The organism is Burkholderia sp. BCC0419, assembly GCF_902830285.1.
Taxonomy (GTDB): Bacteria; Pseudomonadota; Gammaproteobacteria; order Burkholderiales; family Burkholderiaceae; genus Burkholderia.
Genome location: NZ_CADESR010000012.1, coordinates 177,969 through 196,144, shown reverse-complemented (window position 1 = coordinate 196,144; position 18,176 = coordinate 177,969). Strand labels below are relative to the sequence as shown.

At 67.4% G+C, this 18,176-nt stretch carries 17 protein-coding genes; 6 read left to right on the top strand and 11 right to left on the bottom strand.

Translation table 11 applies throughout. The features are described from left to right. Nucleotides 1-726: RNA-guided endonuclease TnpB family protein (locus HWW87_RS33685; protein WP_175823923.1), on the top strand; the 726-nt coding region annotated here is incomplete at its 5' end. 13 nt (nucleotides 727-739) lie between these two features. On the opposite strand, the gene HWW87_RS33680 is transcribed toward HWW87_RS33685, so the two are convergent. From HWW87_RS33680 to uxuA, 6 genes are all read right to left on the bottom strand, one after another. Beyond that, the gene (locus HWW87_RS33680) at nucleotides 740-1,177 is read right to left on the bottom strand and encodes a DUF934 domain-containing protein (RefSeq protein WP_175823922.1); all 438 of its coding nucleotides are present in this window, start codon (nucleotides 1,175-1,177) and stop codon (nucleotides 740-742) included. Then, the gene (locus tag HWW87_RS33675) at nucleotides 1,174-2,958 is read right to left on the bottom strand and encodes a nitrite/sulfite reductase (RefSeq protein ID WP_175823921.1); all 1,785 of its coding nucleotides are present in this window, start codon (nucleotides 2,956-2,958) and stop codon (nucleotides 1,174-1,176) included. The genes HWW87_RS33680 and HWW87_RS33675 overlap by 4 nt, the downstream gene beginning before the upstream one ends. 195 nt (nucleotides 2,959-3,153) lie before the next feature. Beyond that, nucleotides 3,154-3,543 (bottom strand): hypothetical protein, encoded by a 390-nt coding sequence (locus HWW87_RS33670; protein WP_175823920.1) that lies wholly within the window; start codon nucleotides 3,541-3,543, stop codon nucleotides 3,154-3,156. A gap of 97 nt (nucleotides 3,544-3,640) precedes the next feature. After that, nucleotides 3,641-5,074 carry a PLP-dependent aminotransferase family protein gene (locus tag HWW87_RS33665; protein WP_175823919.1) on the bottom strand — a complete coding sequence of 478 codons (1,434 nt, stop codon included), beginning with the start codon at nucleotides 5,072-5,074 and terminating at the stop codon, nucleotides 3,641-3,643. 128 nt (nucleotides 5,075-5,202) lie between these two features. After that, nucleotides 5,203-6,513 carry an MFS transporter gene (locus HWW87_RS33660; RefSeq protein ID WP_175823918.1) on the bottom strand — a complete coding sequence of 437 codons (1,311 nt, stop codon included), beginning with the start codon at nucleotides 6,511-6,513 and terminating at the stop codon, nucleotides 5,203-5,205. A 71-nt stretch (nucleotides 6,514-6,584) separates the two neighbouring features. Continuing rightward, the gene (gene uxuA / locus HWW87_RS33655; RefSeq protein ID WP_175823917.1) at nucleotides 6,585-7,646 is read right to left on the bottom strand and encodes a mannonate dehydratase; all 1,062 of its coding nucleotides are present in this window, start codon (nucleotides 7,644-7,646) and stop codon (nucleotides 6,585-6,587) included. Between the two features lie 267 nt (nucleotides 7,647-7,913). Between uxuA and HWW87_RS33650 the strand changes: the two genes are divergently transcribed. The 3 genes from HWW87_RS33650 to HWW87_RS33640 all read left to right on the top strand — a co-directional run bounded on the left by HWW87_RS33650 (nucleotide 7,914) and on the right by HWW87_RS33640 (nucleotide 11,699). Beyond that, nucleotides 7,914-8,636: a FadR/GntR family transcriptional regulator gene (locus HWW87_RS33650; RefSeq protein ID WP_175823916.1), complete on the top strand. Its 723-nt coding sequence runs from the start codon at nucleotides 7,914-7,916 to the stop codon at nucleotides 8,634-8,636. A 163-nt stretch (nucleotides 8,637-8,799) separates the two neighbouring features. Next, nucleotides 8,800-9,930: an extracellular solute-binding protein gene (locus HWW87_RS33645; protein ID WP_175823915.1), complete on the top strand. Its 1,131-nt coding sequence runs from the start codon at nucleotides 8,800-8,802 to the stop codon at nucleotides 9,928-9,930. Beyond that, on the top strand, nucleotides 9,927-11,699 hold the full coding sequence (locus tag HWW87_RS33640) for a GGDEF domain-containing protein (RefSeq protein ID WP_175823914.1): 1,773 nt from the start codon (nucleotides 9,927-9,929) through the stop codon (nucleotides 11,697-11,699). The genes HWW87_RS33645 and HWW87_RS33640 overlap by 4 nt, the downstream gene beginning before the upstream one ends. A gap of 84 nt (nucleotides 11,700-11,783) precedes the next feature. Here the strand turns inward: HWW87_RS33640 and HWW87_RS33635 are convergent, their stop codons facing one another. Together HWW87_RS33635 and HWW87_RS33630 are read right to left on the bottom strand one after the other, a co-directional pair. Next, complete coding sequence (locus HWW87_RS33635) at nucleotides 11,784-12,083, bottom strand: DUF4148 domain-containing protein (protein ID WP_175823913.1); 300 nt, start codon at nucleotides 12,081-12,083, stop codon at nucleotides 11,784-11,786. A 291-nt stretch (nucleotides 12,084-12,374) separates the two neighbouring features. Continuing rightward, on the bottom strand, nucleotides 12,375-12,632 hold the full coding sequence (locus tag HWW87_RS33630; protein ID WP_175823912.1) for a hypothetical protein: 258 nt from the start codon (nucleotides 12,630-12,632) through the stop codon (nucleotides 12,375-12,377). Nucleotides 12,633-13,256: 624 nt separating this feature from the next. On the opposite strand from HWW87_RS33630, the gene HWW87_RS33625 reads away from it, so the two are divergent. Together HWW87_RS33625 and HWW87_RS33620 are read left to right on the top strand one after the other, a co-directional pair. After that, complete coding sequence (locus HWW87_RS33625) at nucleotides 13,257-14,153, top strand: LysR family transcriptional regulator (protein ID WP_175823911.1); 897 nt, start codon at nucleotides 13,257-13,259, stop codon at nucleotides 14,151-14,153. A 118-nt stretch (nucleotides 14,154-14,271) separates the two neighbouring features. Further along, complete coding sequence (locus HWW87_RS33620; protein WP_175823910.1) at nucleotides 14,272-14,904, top strand: LysE family translocator; 633 nt, start codon at nucleotides 14,272-14,274, stop codon at nucleotides 14,902-14,904. Between the two features lie 18 nt (nucleotides 14,905-14,922). Here the strand turns inward: HWW87_RS33620 and yddG are convergent, their stop codons facing one another. The 3 genes from yddG to HWW87_RS33605 all read right to left on the bottom strand — a co-directional run bounded on the left by yddG (nucleotide 14,923) and on the right by HWW87_RS33605 (nucleotide 18,122). After that, the gene (gene yddG / locus HWW87_RS33615; RefSeq protein WP_175823909.1) at nucleotides 14,923-15,864 is read right to left on the bottom strand and encodes an aromatic amino acid DMT transporter YddG; all 942 of its coding nucleotides are present in this window, start codon (nucleotides 15,862-15,864) and stop codon (nucleotides 14,923-14,925) included. 184 nt (nucleotides 15,865-16,048) lie between these two features. After that, nucleotides 16,049-16,336: a hypothetical protein gene (locus HWW87_RS33610; protein WP_175823908.1), complete on the bottom strand. Its 288-nt coding sequence runs from the start codon at nucleotides 16,334-16,336 to the stop codon at nucleotides 16,049-16,051. Nucleotides 16,337-16,436: 100 nt separating this feature from the next. Next, nucleotides 16,437-18,122, bottom strand: coding sequence for a metallophosphoesterase family protein (locus HWW87_RS33605; protein WP_175823907.1), 1,686 nt, complete (start codon nucleotides 18,120-18,122; stop codon nucleotides 16,437-16,439). Between the last annotated feature and the right edge of the window lie 54 nt (nucleotides 18,123-18,176).

The following is an 18,176-nucleotide window of genomic DNA, read 5'->3' as shown; positions in this document are numbered from 1 at the left end:
GACGCGTTTCGTTTCGCCGGCAACACGTCTCGCGTGTTCAACAGCCGACCGCTTCCCGAAGGCAAGATCAAGGACGGGACCAACTTTGCGCAGGATGCGCGCGGCAACTGGTTTCTCAACATCGTGATCGAGATACCCGATGTTCAGGCCCGACCGATCCGTTCCTGTGTCGGCATCGATCTCGGCCTGAAAGACTTCGCCACACTTTCGACGGGCGAGAAACTGCCGAACGACCGATTCGGCCGACACGCGGCAGACAAGCTGGCGAAAGCGCAACGGGCGCGAAAGCACAAGCGGCATATCGCGAAGCTGCACGCCAAGGTGGCGAATGCCCGCGCCGACTTCCAGCACAAGCTCGCGCTCGATCTGGTGCGGCGCTTCGATTACATCGCGGTTGGCAACGTGTCGGCCGCAAAACTCGCCAGAACCAGGATGGCGAAGAGCGTCTACGACGCATCCTGGTCGTCCTTCCGAAACACGCTCCGCTACAAAGCGATCGCGCACGGGGCCACGTTCGAGGAAGTCGACGAAAGCGGTTCCACCCAGTCCTGTTCGGCGTGCGGGTCGCAAGACAGCACGGCGCGGCCGAAAGGTATCGCGGGACTGAGAATAAGAGAGTGGGCCTGCAGTGACTGTGGTGCCGAGCATGATCGAGATACCAACGCTGCGCTGAACATTCTCCGATGCGGACGTGCATCGCCAGATGTGGGAATCCTCTCCCTTTAGGGAGAGGAGAACGTCAATTTCCTGTCTGCGCTGCCGCGTCCTGCGGCGGCATGGTCGTTCTCGCATCGCGCTGATAGAAGCCCGGAAACCGGTCGAGCTGCCGCCGTGCGGCCGCGAGATCGGTGTCGTCGCCGAGCACCGCGCTCGAAAACCCCGTGCGTTCCATCAGCAGCAACTGGTCGACCAGTACGTCGCCGGTCGCGCGCAGGTCGCCGGCGAAGCCGTAGCGCTTGCGCAGCAGGTAGGCCTGGCTGTATGCGCGGCCGTCGGTGAACGACGGAAACTGCAGGTCGATGCGCTCGGCGTGCGCGATGCGTGCGGCGAGCGGCGGCAGTTCCTCGTCGTTGCCGATCGTCAGCGTCGTCGCGCCGTGCTGCTGCGTGTCGTCTGCATGCTCGGCCGGCGTCAGCAACCGGATGCGTGCGGTTGCGTTCGAGGTCTCGTGCTTCATGCGGGCTCTTCCTGATGACGCGCGGCGTTCGCGGCGGCCTTGAACGGTTCCGTGCCGATGCGGCGCACCGTATCGATGAATCGTTCGCTGCGGCCGTTCGCGTCGATTCGCGCGTCGAGATACGCGTTGACGATCGCGTCGACGACATCGACGATTTCGTCCGCCGAAAACGACGGGCCGATCACCTTGCCCGGCCGCGCGGGGCCGCTCGCGGTCGAGCCGTCCGACCCGCCGAGCGTGACCTGGTACCACTCCGCGCCGTCCTTGTCGACGCCGAGGATGCCGAGGTGGCCGCTGTGATGATGGCCGCACGAGTTGATGCAGCCGCTGATGTGCAGGTCGATGTCGCCGACGTCGTGCAGCCGGTCGAGATCGTCGAAGCGCTCGGCGAGCGCGTCGGCGACCGGAATCGAGCGGGCGTTCGCGAGCGCGCAGAAATCGCCGCCCGGGCACGCGATCATGTCGGTCAGCAGCCCGACGTTCGCGCTCGCGAGCCCGATCGCGCGTGCGTTTTCCCACAGCGGGAACAGGTCGTCGACGTGTACCCACGGCAGCACGACGTTCTGCGTGTGCGTGACGCGCGCCTCGCCGGCCGAGAAGCGGTCGGCGAGATCGGCGAGCGCGTCGAGCTGGTCCGGCGACGCGTCGCCGGGCGCCTGCAGGCGGCGCTTGAACGACAGCGTGACGATGCGCAGCGCCGGGTCGCGATGATCGGCGACATTGCGGGCGAGCCAGCGCGCGAACGCCGGATGACGGCTCGCCTGCGCGGAGACGCGCGCGTTCGCGTCGCCGAGGTCGAGCGTGCGCGGCTTCAGCCGCGGCGGGACGAACGACGCGGCGACGCGATCGAATTCGGCCTGCGGGATCGTATGCGGGCCGCCGTCGAGGACGACGATCTGGCGGAATTCTTCCTCGACGTCGTCGATGTAGCGTTGCCCCTCGGTCTTCACGAGGATCTTGATCCGCGCCTTGTACTTGTTGTCGCGCCGCCCGTAGCGGTTGTACACGCGGACGATCGCCTCGATGTAGTTCATCACGTGCTGCCACGGCAGGAACGCGCGCAGCAGCGTCGCGATCATCGGCGTGCGGCCCATCCCGCCGCCGACGCTCACGCGAAAGCCGAGCGCGCCCGCGTCGTCGCGCACGAGCTTCAGCCCGACGTCGTGCCAGTCGGTCGCCGCGCGGTCTTCGGTCGCACCGGTGATCGCGATCTTGAACTTGCGCGGCAGGAACGCGAATTCGGGGTGCAGCGTCGTCCACTGGCGCATCACTTCGGCGAACGGGCGCGGATCGGCGATCTCGTCCGGCGCGACGCCCGCGCGTTCGTCGCACGAAATGTTGCGGATGCAGTTGCCGCTCGTCTGGATGCCGTGCATGTCGACGGTCGCGAGCAGGTCCATCACGTCGGCCGCCTTCGCAAGCGGAATCCAGTTGAACTGCACGTTGGTGCGCGTCGTGAAGTGCGCGCTGCGGGTCGGCAGGCGCAACGTGCCGAGCAAGGCCTGCGCGTCGCACGCGGCGCGGTAGGCGTCGTCGTCGGGTACGTCGTAGTCGCGCGCGATCCGCGCGAGCACGCGAAGCTGCGCGCTCGACAGCTCGCCGTACGGCACCGCGACGCGCAGCATCGGCGCGTGGCGCTGCACGTACCAGCCATTCTGCAGGCGCAGCGGCCGGAACGCGTCCTCGCCGAGGGTGCCTTGCTGCCAGCGTTCGAGCTGGTCGCGGAACTGGGCGGCGCGGCTGTGCACGAGCGCCCGGTCGAAATCGGTATATCGATACATGACGTGATACGCGAGAGGCGCCGCGGCGAATGGTGCGCGGCGCGGAAGGACGTTGCGACGGATGTCAGGCAACGGAAGACAGCGTAGGGAACGCGATGCGGCGGGACAAGCAGCAGATCGGGACGAAAAAGGCGCAGCAGATGGCCGGCGGGGCGCCGGCGCGGGCCGGGCATGCGTGCATGCCCGTGGGCGCGGTCATGCGTCGACGACGAGCGCCGGATCGAGCGCGCGAATGCGCTGGTCGATGAAGTAGCCGCCGCCTTCCTGGTAGCGCAGGAACAGGCGGCCGCACGCACGGCAGCGGCTGACGGTGCAGCGGTTGTACGGGAAATGGCGCAGCGCGATCGGCGCGTCGTCCGACGCATAGCGCGTGCCGGCCGGATGATATTCCGCATAGGTCGGCTCGGCCTCGCCCGGCGGCGCGAGCGTGGCCACTTCGATCAGTTGCGTGTCCGGCAGCGACAGCGGCAGGGTCGTCCAGCCGGCGAGCGAGGTCTTCGTGCACGTGCATGGCTGCGTGACGTGCGCCGCGTCGGCCGTCAGTTTCAGCAGCGCGTCGTGATCGAGGTAAGGCAGTGGGCTCATGTGAAATCGTGAAAGGGCGGCAGGAGCTGCAATGTAACCCGCGAGCCGATCGGCTGCATGGCCGTGACGCAGCCAGCGCGGCGCGCGCGTTGCGCGATCAGCCTGCCTTGCGGACCGACGGCTGCGCGACCAGTTCGCCGAGCACGCGGATCGCGCGTTCGATGTCGCGGCTCCATGGATGGCCGAAGTTCACGCGCACGCAGCGCTCGAAGCCGTGTGCAGCCGAAAACAGCGGGCCCGGCGCGAAGCTGATGCCGCGCGCGATCGCCTGGCGATGCAGTTCCATCGCGTCGATCGCGTCGGGAAACGCCAGCCACAGGAAGTACCCGCCTTCGGGCCGCACCCATTCGACGCCGGCCGGCAGCCAGCGCCGCAGCGCGTCGTCCATCCGGTCGAGCTGCGCGTGCAGCGCGCCGCGCAGCTTGCGCAGATGGCGGTCGTAGCCGCCGTGCTCGAGATAGTTCGCGATGCCGGCCTGCGCGGGGATGCTGGCCGACAGCGTCGTCATCAGCTTGAGCCGCTGTACCTTCTCCGCGAACCGGCCGGCGGCGGCCCAGCCGATCCGGTAGCCGGGCGCGAGCGTTTTGGAGAACGAACTGCAGTGCATCACGAGGCCATGACGGTCGAACGCGCGTGCGGGCAGCGGATAGTCCGGGCCGAAATGCAGTTCGCCGTAGACGTCGTCCTCGATCAGCGGCACGTCGCGCGCCGCGAGCAATTCGACGAGCGCACGCTTTTTTTCGGTGCTCAGCGTGACGCCGGTCGGGTTCTGGAAATTGGTCATGAACCAGCACGCGCGGATGTCGTGCCGGTCGAGCGCGTTCGCGAGCGCGGCGAGATCGAGGCCCGTGCGCGGATCGACGGGAATCTCGACCGCGCGCAGGTCGAGCCGCTCGATCGCCTGCAGCGCCGCATAGAAGCCGGGCGCTTCGACGGCGACGACGTCGCCGGGCCGCGTCACCGCCATCAGGCACAGGTTCAGCGCTTCGAGTGCGCCGTTCGTGACGACGATTTCGTCGATCGGCTGCGAGATGCCGGTGGCGAGATAGCGCCGCACGATCTGCTGACGCAGCGCCTCGTTGCCGGGCGGCAGGTCGACGACCGTGCTCCACGGGCTCACGAGCCGCGTGGCCTGCGCGAGCGACTTCGCCAGACGCGGCAGCGGAAACAGCTGCGGCGCGGGGAACGCGGACCCGAGCGGCACGATGCCGGGCTGCGTGGCCGCATCGAGGACGGAGAACACGAGGCTGCTGATGTCGACCTTGCGCGTGGCGCCGGCGCGGCTCGTACGGCGTTTCGTTGCCGGGCTCGTGGCCGGCTGCGCGCCCGGTGCGACGTAGTAGCCCGAGCGTTCGCGCGCGCGGATCAGCCCCCACTGTTCGAGCAGGTAATACGCGCGAAACACCGTCGACTGGCTCACGCCATGTTGCGCGATGATCTGCCGCAGCGACGGCAGGCGCGTGCCGACGGCGAGGTTGCCGTTGCGGATGTCGTCGGCGATCGTATGGGCGAGGGTTTCGTAGCGTTTCATCGGCGTGGGCGGGCGCTTCGCCGCCGCACGCGCGCCAGAGCGGCGCCGCGCCGGCGGACGCGGCTCATTGTCCGATGCGCGGCCCGAAAAGGAAAGCGCGGGTGTGTCGGCCGCGCCGTCCCGCTGCGTCAGGCCGCGTTCGGCTCGACATTCCGCCCGCTGCTGCCGCGCGGCAGCGGCGGCAACGGCTCGACCTTGCCGACGACGAACAGGTACGACAGCGCACCGACCACGCACAGCGCGCCGGCCACCGCGAGCGGCACCACGAACGAGCCTTTCGTGATCGACAGCATCACGCCGGTGAAGGTCGTGATGAAGATGCCCGCGAGATTGCCCGCGAAGTTCTGGATGCCGCCGAGCGACGCGACGTGCGCGGGCGTCGGCGCGACTTCGCCGACGAGCGTCCACACGTTGGCGCCGGCGAACGACAGGCTGGCATACGCGAGCGCGAACAGGCCGAGGCAGGCCCACACGTTTTCGACGAACGCGGACAGCGCGATCGACGACGACAGCAGCATGCCGAGCACGAGGCAGGTCTTGCGCGCGGCGGTGGCGCTCCAGCCGCGGCGGAACAGGCTGTCGGACACGTAGCCGCCGAACCAGCCGCCGGGAATCGCGAGCAGCGCGGGCAGCATGCCCCACGTGCCGAGCGACGCGAGCGAGAAGCCGCGCGACTGCAGCAGGTAGCTCGGGAACCACGTGATGAAGAAGTAGATCGCGAAGTTCAGGCAGAACAGGCCGATCATCATCCCCCACACGGTGCGGTAGCGGAACAGGTCGAGCCACGACACCTTCGGGCCGTCGGTTGCGGCCGCAACCGTCGGGGCGCCGCGTTGCGCGAGCAGCGCATCGACGGCGTCCGGTGCGATCGTGCGATAGCGTTCCGGGTCGCGATAGACGAACCACCACGCCAGCGCCCACACGATGCCGATGCCGCCCGTGATCACGAACGACCCGCGCCAGCCGACGATCGAGATCAGCCACGCGACGAGCGGCAGCGACAGCGCGGAGCCGACGCGCGAGCCGCTGTCGAAGATGCTGCTGGCCACGCCGCGCTCGCTGCGCGGAAACCAGTTGAACGCGACCTTCGCGAACGACGGGATCGCGGCCGCTTCGCCGACGCCGAGCATCAGCCGCACGCCGACGAGTTGCGCGAGGCCGCGCGCGGCGCCCGTCGCGACGGTGAACACCGACCACCAGCCGACGGCCAGCGCGAGGCTCACGCGCACGCCGACCTTGTCGATGAACCAGCCGGCCGGTAATTGCAGGAACGCATAGGTCCAGAAGAACGCGCTCAGCACGAGCCCCATGCCGACTGCGTCGAGGCCGAGGTCGGCACGGATGCTGGGCGCCGCGATCGCGAGGTTCGCGCGATCGATGAAGTTGATGACGTTGGCCAGGAAGCACATCAGGATCATGGCCCATCGGATGCGTGGCATGGGGTGTCTCCGCGCGGAATGTCGTGGCGGGCGACCGGCGATCCGCTGCGCCGGCCGCCTCGAAGGGCGAATTACCGAGACGCTTGCGGCGCGCGGTCGAACTTCGCCAGCGCTTCCCACAGGCCGTTCAGGTAGACCGCGCCGAGCGCGCGGTCGTAGAGGCCATAGCCGGGCTTGCCCGTCTCGCCCCAGATCATGCGGCCGTGGTCGGGGCGCACGTAGCCGGTGAAGCCGGTGTCGTGATACGCCTTCACGATCGCGGCGATATCGAGCGAGCCGCAGCTCGACAGGTGCGCGGTTTCCTCGAAATCGCCGTTCGCGTCGACCTTCACGTTGCGGATGTGCGCGAAATGAATGCGACCCATCGCGCCGAACTCGCGCACGAGCGCTTCGACATCGTTCTCGGGGCCCGCGCCGAGCGAGCCCGAACACAGCGTCAGCCCGTTCGCGGGCGAGTCGACGATACGCACGATCCGCGCGAGATCGTCGCGGTTCTTCACGATGCGCGGCAGCCCGAAGATCGGGCGCGGCGGATCGTCGGGATGGATCGCCATCTTCACGCCGGCTTCCTCGGCGACCGGAATGATCGCCTTCAGGAAGTATTCGAGGTTGGCCCACAGCGCGTTTTCGTCGACGTCGCGGTAATCGGCGAGCAGCGCCTGCAACTGTTCGGGCCGGTAGCTCGAATCCCAGCCGGGCAGCGCGATGCCGTCGTTCGGATCGATCCGGTCGACCGCGTCGGTGGTGAACGCGAGGCAGGTCGAGCCGTCGTCGAGCGTCTTCGACAGCTCGGTGCGCGTCCAGTCGAACACGGGCATGAAGTTGTAGCAGACGACGCGGATGCCGGCCGCGCCGAGATGGCGGATCGTCTGCCGGTAGTGGTCGATCAGGCGGTCGCGGCCCGGCTTGCCGAGCTTGATGTCCTCGTGCACGGGCACTGATTCGACGACGTCGAACTGCAGGCCGGCGCGTTCGATCGTCGCCTTCAGCGCGTCGATCTTGTGCACGGGCCAGACTTCGCCCACCGGTTCGTCGTAGATCGCGGACACGATGTGCGTGACGCCGGGAATCTGGCGGATGTATTGCAGCGAGACCGGATCGGACTCGCCGTACCAACGGAAAGACATCTTCACTGGAGCGGCTCCTGGCTGGCGGTTCATGCGTCGGACGATCGGGCGGCGGCGTGCCGGCCCGTCGTCGGTGTGCGAATTATGATTGGTATGCCAGTTGCGCGGGATAGTGGTTTACCAGTTGTCCGGCTGGACGACGGTCAACGTGACATCCGAGGAAACGACTGGTAAGGCCGGCCGGCAGGCCGGACCGGCTGCGAACCAAATTGGTGTACCATTTTGACGATCCGGCGCCGCAGCGGCGCCGGCCAGCCTGTTGCGAGCCTTTCGATGACCGATTTTTCCAGCCTGCCCGCCAGCCGCGACACCGATGCCGCGGACCGCTCCTATATCGGCCTTGCGCGGCAGATTCACGCGATGGTGGCCGCCGGCGCGTTCGAGGCCGGCGCACGGCTGCCGTCGGAGCGCAGCTTGGCCGACCAGTTCGGCGTGAGCCGCACGCAGGTGCGCGAGGCGATCATCGCGCTCGAGGTGCAGGGGATCGTCGAGGTGCGGATCGGCTCGGGCATCTACGTGTCGGCGGCCGATGCCGCGCGGCCGGTGACGTTCGACGTGCCGCGCGGGCCGGGGCCGATCGAGACGCTGCGCGCGCGCGGGCTGATCGAGGCGGAAGTCGCGGCGCTCGCGGCGACCGAACGCAAGGATGCCGATCTCGACCGCCTGTTTTTCTCGCTGACGACGATGCGCGAGCAGATGAACGACAAGGCCGCATACGACGCGGCCGATCGCCAGTTCCACCTGCGAATCGCGGAATCGACCGGCAATACGGTGCTGCTGCACATGGTCACCGCGATGTGGGACTGCGCGCGCAGCGATCCGCTGTGGGACAAGATCGAGGAGCACTTTCACTCGGCCGCGCTGCGCGAGGCGTCGCAGGAAGATCACCAGCGGATCTTCGCGGCGATCATGGCGCGCGACGCAGGCGGGGCGCGCGACGCGATGCGCGCCCACCTGTCACGCGTGATCGCTGAATTCACGCAGGCCTGGCGCTGACGGTCGGATTCTCGTATTGGCGTATTCGCGGCCCCATTTAATTGCGTCGCATTCAGCCGTGAGGCGGTGAACATGCGCGATGTGCGGCTTGTGCCAATTGCGTGACCCTGCGTTTTATGGTCTCGTTGCGGGATATCGCATCGACTCGAAAAAGGACAGTCGAATGCAGCGGGGTGATTCACGCGGGGTCCGACTGATCAGGGGAATCGGTGCATGCGCGCGCGCCCGCGGCGCCGTGCGGACGCTGCTTGTCATCTTGATGTTGGGCTTGCTTGCGCCCGTTCTGCCGGCCTTCGCCGTCTCTCCCGAAACCATCAACGACAACGTGCTGCGCGTACTGGCCTGGCCCGGTTACGCGGACAGCGATATCGTCAGCGCATTCGAGGCGCAGTTTCATGTGCGCGTCGAGGTGACGCTGGTCGATTCCGACGAAGCGCTGTGGACGCGCATGCACAGCGCTTCGCCGCCGCCGTACGACGTGCTGGCCGCGAACACGGCCGAGATCCAGCGCTATGCGCATGAACACCTGCTCGCGCCGATCGACCTGTCGCGCATCCCGAGCCGGCGGCGGCAATTACCGAATTTCCAGCAGCTCGCGACGATCGGCGGCCTCGTGCAGGACGGCGCGTCCTACGCGATCCCGTTCACGTATTCGTCGATGGGGCTGATCTACGACCGCAAGCAGGTGCCGGCCGCGCCGCGCTCGATGCGCGAGTTGTGGAATCCGCGCTATCGCGGCAAGGTGCTCGACTTCAACAGCGCGCAGCACAATTTCTCGTTCACGGCACTGGCGCTCGGCTATCCCGATCCGTTCCACCTGTCGCCCGCGCAGACGCTTGCCGTGGCCCGCAAGCTGATCGACCTGCGCCGCAACCTGCTGACGTACTACACGCTTCCTGAAGAAGCGACCGCGCTGTTCGTCCAGCATCGCGCGGCGCTGATGTTCGGCAACTACGGCACGCAGCAGGTCGAGCAGTTGCGTCGCGCCGGCGCGGACGTCGGCTACGTGATCCCGGACGAAGGCGCGCTCGCGTGGCTCGATTGCTGGGCCGTCACGCGCGGCGCGCTCCGTCCCGAGCTCGCGTTTGCATGGATCAACTACATGCTCGAACCGGCGATCGGCGCGCTGCTGACCGAGCGTCAGGGGCTCGCGAACACGCTCGAGCGGCCGCGCGGCCTGGATACCGGTCACCAGCACCTCGTGTGGCTTCAGCCCGTGGAGGACATCGCGCGCCGCGAGTCGCTGTGGAGCCGCATCGTGTCGGGCGATCGGCCGGAGCGGTTCGGAAAATGATCCGGCTTGGGCTCACGTCGAAGCTGTCGGTGCTGTTCGCGTGCATCGGCGTGATCGCGTCCGGCACGACCGGCTACTACGCGTATCGCGCCAACCGCGCGATGCTCGTGCAGGAAGCGCAGCACAGCCTGCTGATGTCGACGCAACTGCTCGGGCAGCGCTTCACGACCGCGCTCGCCGACGTTGCCGACGATGCGCTCGTGCTCGCGCAGTTGCCGTCGTCCGCGTCCGTCGCGGGCGCCGACCATCCGGACAACACGCGACGCATGCGGCTCGAGCAGGTGTTTTACAGCTTCATGAGAAATCACGCGGAATACCTGCAGATCCGCCTGATCGCGAGCGGGCATTTCGGGATCGAACGCATTCGCCTCGATCGCGATGCGCGCGGCATCGTCGTGCTGCCCGAAAGCGCGTTTCAGGAGAAAGGGCAGTTCTCCTACGTATTCGATACGCTCGCGACGGCGCCCGGCCATATCTACCTGTCGCCGATCGCGATCAATCACGAGACGGGAGCGCATGCGGCGCAAGGGCTGCCGATCCTGCGCGTGGGGACGCCGGTGGTCGACGCATCAGGCCAGACGGTCGGCGCGCTCGTCGTCGACGTTGAACTCTCTCGGGTGTTCGACCGGCTCGAACGCGATCTGCCGGACGACTATGCGGTCTATCTCGCGAACGAGTGGGGCGATTTTCTCGTGCATCCCGATCCGGAGCAGACGTTCGGCTTCGATCGCGGCCGGCGCGTGCTGATGCAGGATCGCTTTGCCGCCACGCGCGCGCTGTTCGACAGCGGGCGCACGAACGTGACGCTCAATGGCCTCGCGCAGCCCGACGAGGCGCCGGGACAGATGTTCGCGTTCGTGCGCACGCCGTTCGGGCACGACGAGGGCAACCGCTTCGTCGTGCTCGGGATGGCCCGCCCGCTGGCCGACGTGCTCACGCCGGCCAGCATGCTGGGCGAACGGATCGTCAGGATGGTGCTCGTATCGAGCGTGCTGGCGGCGATCCTCGCGATCCTGTTCGCGCGTGCGATCACGCGGCCGCTGCAGACGCTCGCGCGCGCCGCGACGCACGTGTTCGACGATCCGGCCGCCGAACGGCTGCCGGTTGCGCGGGCCGACGAGATCGGCGTGCTCGCGCGCTGTTTCGACAGCATGCGCGTCGAGATTCGCACGCAGATGGCAATGCTGCGCGCGAAGCAACTGGAGCTGACGCACCTCGCCGGTCACGACCCGCTGACCGGCCTGCCGAACCGCCTGCTGTTCATGGAACATCTCGATGCCGCGATCCGGCATGCGGCCGCGGTGCGCGAGGGGCTGGCGGTGATGTTCGTCGATCTCGACCGCTTCAAGCAGATCAACGACCAGCACGGGCACTCGGCCGGCGACCGCACGCTCGTCGCGGTCGCGAAGCGGTTGAGCCAGGTGCTGCGCAGCGGCGACATGGTGGCGCGGCTCGGCGGTGACGAATTCATCGTGCTGATTTCGGACGTGCGCTCACCGGCGGTGATCGGCGATGTCGCGTCGCGCATCCAGATCGTGATGGCCGAGGAGCTGGAGTTCGACGAAGGGCGCATGGCCGTCGGCGCGAGCATCGGCGTCAGCGAGTTTCCGGCGGATGGCGCGTCGGCCGAGGAATTGCTCGTCAAGGCCGACGCGGCGATGTACGCGGCGAAGGCGTCCGCCCAGTGCGTGTGCGTGCGCTATCAGGATCTGGTCCGCGGCGGCGTGCCTGACGAGACTGGCCGCGTCGCGTCGGGCGGCAACCGCTGACGGCCGGCCGGAACGCGACGAGCCGGTCGCGGGACGGGCTCGTCGGATAGGTGGGCTGCGCGTGCGGCGTGCGCAGCGAACGGCTTAGTGGCCGAAGTAGACCGAGTCGCGCGGGGTCTGTGCGCGAACGACCGGTGCGCCGCCTTCGACGGTCGCGGCCGGCTGCGAGCCGAGGCCGCTGTTGTCCATGCCGTGCACGCGGGCTTGCGCGGCCTCGATGTCGGCCGGGTAGTGCGGGCTCGCCTGGCTGGGCTTGTAGCCGACGTTCTCGAGCTGGACCAGTTCGTTGCGCACCTGGGCGCGGGTCACGGTGCTTTGCGCGAATGCGCCGAACGAGGCGGACAGGGCGACGGCGGCGACGACTGCGGAAACGAGCGATTTCATGATGACCTCCGATGTTTATTGGCTTTCCGCGTTCGACACCATGTCGTCAGCGGTTGATTACATCGTAGGCGCCGGTTCACATAGGGTAAACGTGACTTTGAGTGAAAGATCGTTGCGCTGGAGGTAATAATTTCGAGACAAACCTGTTCTGCCCCCATGCTGTATTGCGGGGATTGCAGGCAATGGCGGGAGAGTGAGTGGGGGCGGGATGTCGCGCACGGGCACGCGCCTGGCGGCAACGGGCGGGTGAAGATCGCGCGCGGCGGAACTTGGGGCTACCGGGGAGCCGGATCAGACCCCGTCGTCGTCGATTTCCTTGCGCTCGCGGCGTTCCTCGTTGCCGCGACGCGCGCGCAGGCGCTGGCGCGACAGGACGGCGATCACCTGCTGGGTCGGCGCGCCGGACGGCAGCTCGTTGCGGATGCGATCGGGGACCATCGGCAGGCCCGCGCGCTGCCGGCGCAGCGCCTTGGCGATTGCCTGGCGGCATTCGTCGCCGTGGCAATCCCATTCATCGCGGATTCTCGGGCAATAACGGCATTGTTCCATCCGAATAGTCTAACGCGTCTTCGGGAATGGAGCAGGGCGTGGTGCCGGACGTATTAAAAGCGCCGGGCGGCAGAGGCGGCCGACGGCTCGGGGTACAGGCGATGGCAGACTGAATCGGACTGCGAATCAAGTCAATCGGAGCCGTTCACCGACACTACAGTTTCCCGTCCTTCTCCATACGGATGCCTTGCGCGCGGACGGGGCCGGCGCGCGTCATCGGAGCGACCAGATACCCCAGATCGCGATCAACAGGCCAAGGCCCAGGCCGCAGCCCAGCAACACATAGGTTTCCATTTCGTGCCTCTGAAAACATGGCAACGCTGACGTCGACATCGGCGTACGTACAGCAAAGCCGGTCGCGTATCGTCCGTGCTGTCGGTCGGGGCGATACGCCGGGTCTGCGAATACTACGCGTTGCAGCTTTCAGAACGCATGCGCGATCGGCCGCATGCGGCATGCCGGCGGTTCGATCGTGCATCGAACCTGTGCGTAGCGTGGGGCATTCGGCGCGCACGTGACGAGGTATGCATGTCGACTGCATGACCGTCGCATCGGTTCAATATAATTCAAGAAGATGAGTCGCTTCATGCGCGGCATACATACCCCATCGAACAAGGAAACCCGATGACGCTTGCCCAGTTGCAGGCCCTGGCTGCCGTGGTCGAACTCGGCTCGCTGACGGCCGCGGCAGACCGGCTCAGCCGCAGTCAATCCGCGATCAGCCACGCGCTGACGGAGCTGGAGGACATCACGCAGGTCAAGCTGCTCTGGCGCGACCGGCAGCCGGTCGTCCTGACGGCGGCCGGCGAGCGCCTGTGGCCGTATGTCCAGAGCGTGGTGCGGGAAGCACAGATGCTGCGCCAGCAGTTCAGCCTGTCGCGCGGCAAGCTCGAAGGGAAGCTGGTGGTCGCGTCGCTGCCGAGCGTGTCGCTGGCGTTCGTCGTTCCCGCGCTCGAGGCATTGAAGGAGATGCACCCGGGCGTATCGGCGGTGCTGCTCGAAGGCACGGACAGCGAAGTCGAAGGGTGGATCGACGACGGGACGGCCGACGTCGGCGTGGTGGCCGGCACGAAGACGTTCGCGCACAACCTGCCGCTGCTCGACGAGGATTTCGTCGCGGTGGCGGCCGACGACATGTTCGCCGGCCGCAAGAGCGTGTCGGCCAGGCAGTTGGCCGCGGCGCCGTTCATTTTCTCGAAGGCGGGATGCGGGCCGGTGATCTCGGATTACTTCGCGCGCGGCGGGGCGCCGCTTCGGGCCGCATTCAACGTGGTCGAGATGCGCACGATCCTGTCGATGGCGGAGGCCGGCATGGGCGTGTCGATCGTGCCGCGCATCACGCTCACGTACACGCCGTTCGGCGGCCGCGTGCTGGAATTGTCGCCGCGGCTGCATCGCTCCGTGCGATTGGCGTGGAATACCGCCGGCAATGCGGTCACCGACGCGTTCGTGCGGCTCGTCGACGCGCAACGTGCAAAAGCAGGAAAGACGAGCCGGACGCGCGCGAAAAAGAGCAGGTAGCGAGCGGCGCGCACGATGAACGGCGCTCATGGGCGGCTTGCAGTTTATTCATGCCTATGAGCGCCGGGATGCAATACATTGTTCGGATCTCGTGATCGTTGCCCTGAAGGAGCGTGCCGTGCCCACTTTGCCCACCCTGTTTGCGTTCGGACTCGTGTCGCTCGGCATGGTGCTGACGCCCGGACCGAACATGATCTATCTGGTTTCGCGCTCGATCTGCCAGGGCCGTCGCGCCGGGCTGGTGTCGCTCGGCGGTGTCGCGCTGGGGTTCGTGTTCTACATGGTGTGCGCGGCAGTCGGCATCACCGCGCTGGTGATGACCGTGCCGTATGCGTACGATGCGCTGCGCTTGGCCAGTGCGCTGTATCTGGCGTACCTGGCGTGGCAGGCGCTGAAGCCGGGCGGGCGCTCCGCGTTCCAGGTCCGGCAGTTGCCGCACGACGGCCGCGCCAGGCTGTTCGCGATGGGCTTCGTCACGAACCTCGCGAACCCGAAGATCGCGGTGATGTATCTGTCGTTGCTGCCGCAGTTCATCGTGCCGGGGCACGGCAGCGTGCTCGCGCAATCGCTGGCGCTCGGCTGCGTGCAGATCGCGGTGAGCGTCAGCGTCAATGCGCTGATTGCCTGCGCGGCCGGTTCGATCGCGGGCTTTCTCGCGGGGCGGCCGCTCTGGGCGGCGGTTCAGCGCTGGTTGATGGGGACGGTGCTGGCCGGGCTGGCCGTGCGGATCGCGCTGGAGTCGAAAAGTTAACGACGGCACCGGCCATCGTCATCCGTGGCAATTGCTCTCGGCCTCCTTGCTGATCCGCACGGGCGTGGCCTTGTCACGGCGACTGCGCGTCGCGAGCCAGCACAGGATCGAGCCGCCGCACACCATCGACGCGCCTTGCCAGAATTCGGCCGACAGCGGCGCATGCAGCAGCGTGGCGGCGAAGGCGGCGGCGAGCACCGGCGTGAAGTACGATGCGCCGACGATGACCGTCACGTTGCCGTGCATGATGCCGGTGTTCCAGGCCGCATAGCCGAACCCCAGCGCCGATGCCGCCAGCACGAGATACAGGACCGCGTGAAAACTGAACGTCATGCCGCCGCCGCCTTCGATCGCGAACTTGATCCAGAGCACCGCGGCGACCAGCATGAAGAACGGCGTGACGCCGTTCTTGCCGTTGGCGATGCGCGCGGTCACCGTGCAATAGGCGGCCCAGATCAGCGCGCCGAAGAACGCGAGGCCGTAGCTGAGCGGATTGTCCGCGACGTTGCGCAGCATGCCGGCCGGATCGAGCCCCTGGTCGCCGCCGAGCACCCAGCAGATGCCGAGCATCGACAGCAGGACGCCGGGCACGACCAGCAGGTTCGCGCGCTGCTTGTTGAACACGATGGCGGCGATGAGCGTGAGGCTCGGCCACAGATAGTTGACCATCGCGACTTCGATCGCTTGCTGACCGTTGCTCGCATAGCCGATCGACAACGACAGGCACAGCTCGTACGACACGAACAGCAGCCCGCCCCACAGCAGATAGTTTTTCGGGAATCGGCTCAGGTCGGGGAAGCCGATCGAGAACAGCAGAAGCACGGACGCCACCGTATAGATCATCGCCGCGCCGCCGGTGGCGCCGAGGCTTTCGCTGACCCCGCGCACGAGCGCGACCACCGAGGCCCATAACAGCACCGCGCCGAGCCCGACGAGCGTTGCGTTGTTCTTGCGTTTCATGCTTGCTGCCTGTTTCAACATGCCCATTCGATTTCGGATGATTCGGGTCGGCTCGCGCGTGCCGTCATCGCGAGCCACGATACGAAGCGAAGATTTCGCCGGAAACGCGCATTTTACGGGGGCGCGGCCGTTGCCGCGATGCAGCCGGACTGGCATGTACGATCGATTCGGTCGCGCGAGCCGATCACGCGTCGTCGATACGCCACGGTGCGCCGATTCCCGACAGCGCGTGCCCGAGCGCGTCGAGCATCGCGTTCCGCGTCGGGCCGAGCGTGGTGACAAGGAGGAAGCCGGCTGTTTCGATCGACAGCTCGATCAGCGGCCAGCCGCTGGCCGCATCGCGAATTTCAAGCCGCCGTTCGCGTGGATCGACGTCGATGTCGCCATATGCTTGCCGCAGCACATTGGCGATGGCGTCGAATGCGTCGGCCGAAGGGGGCGTGTGAATGCGGTATTCGAAACTCATCTGCATGGGGCGGTGTGCGAAGCGGGCAGTCTAACGCGCGCCGCGCCTCCCGTCCGTCGACGGTAACGCATCAGGCGCCCGCCGCAGCGGGCGCCCGATGCGTCGATCACCGCTCGTGCCGCTTCTTGCTCAGCTCGATCGTCTCGAACAGTTCGTACTGCGCGGTCGGGTGCTGGTCGGCGCCCGGCGCGTGGTAGTAGCGCATCGTGATCGTCGTGTGGCCGCCCGGCTTGCCCGGATCGTGGTCGAACACCGCGATCCCGTAGCCGGTGCCCGTATCGCGGCGCGCGGACCAGATCGCGTCCTCGAGCGCATCGGCCGGCTGGCGCACGAACGTGTTCGGCGCGGTGCCCGGCACCGGCCGGTTCGGCTTCGTGAACACCTTCGCCTGCGCAAAGCCGGTCGACGGGTTTTCGCCGTACACGTCGAGCGGCGCGCTGGTGCCGCCGCCGCCGAGGATCAGGTGGATCGTGCCGTGGCTCGTGTCGAACTTCGTGCGGTCCGGGTCGTTCGAGCTGACCGGGCGCGGCTGCAGCGTCTCGACCACTTCGCCGGTTTTCGCATCGACGCCCGCGCGGTGATTGCAGCCGCGCACCGGGTAGCTGCGCTCGTAGTCGTGATCGTGGCCGCACAGCACGAGATCGACGCCGTAACGATCGAACAGCGGCAGCCACGCTTCGCGAATGCCCTTGTCGGACCCGTTGCCCGTCTTCGACGAACTCAGCGCGTCCTGGTGCATCTGCACGACGATCCAGTCGATGTCGTCGTCATGCGCGGCATGACGCAGCGTGCGGTCGAGCCAGCGCGTCTGCTCGCCGTTGCTGTAGCCGCGGACATAGAACGACGTGCCGGGCTCGATCGGCGGGCGGCCGGTGCTCGCGGCCGGCACGAGCGGCGCAGGGCCGCCGACGAACGCGGCGGCATCCTGGTACACGACGTCGTCGGCGTCGAGCGACACGAACAGCACGGAGCTCACGCGGAAGCTGTACCAGCGGCCCGGGAAATGCGTGCCGTTCTCCGGCAGCGTATAGCGTGCAAGGTACGAGTCGAGCCCCTGCGGTCCGTTGTTGAATTCGATCTCGTGATTGCCGGGGCACGGCATCCACGGGCGATTCGCGGCCGACGTCTGGTTGTTGTTGCCGAAATCGCGCCACACCTCCGGCTGGTGCGCGGGGTTCAGGTTCGCATAGCAGAGGTCGCCGTTCAGCAGGTGAAAGAGCGGCTGGAACTGCTCGACGGCCTGCACCGCGAAGCGGCTCTGCGGCGACGACAGCACCCACGCGCCGTTCGGCGTCGCGAGATCGCCGTAGCTCGTGAAACGAAACGGCGCCCGGCCGCGCGGGGCGGTCGAGAAATTCGCGGAGAACGGCTGCGCGGCATTGCTGTCGTTGTCGGCGGTGATCTCGTAGCGGTAGCGCGTATCCGGCTTCAGCCCGTGCACGCGCGCGTGGTACGCGAACACGGTCTCGCCGTTCAGGCCGTCGGTGTACAGGCGCTGGACGCCGTGCACGGTGTGCGCCGGCTCGCCGTCGGCGACGATGCGCGCGCGCGGATTGACGGCCGGGGCGAGCGACGCCCACGAGATCACGACTTCGGACGTCGGGTCATTGCCCCACGTCAGGTGAACCTGCTCGGGCGTGCCGTCCGGATTCGACGCGGCGGCGCGGGCGGCCGCGAGCCCGCCGGCGGCGGTGGCGAGGCCGGAGACGCCGGCGAGTTTCAGGAAGCCGCGACGCGACACGGAGGCGGCCGGCTCGTTCGGCTGGTCAGGGAGAGTGTCCTGGTTCGACATGGTCGGTGTTTTCGTTGATGGGGCGCGAGGTGGGGAACCGCGCGGCCATGCGCG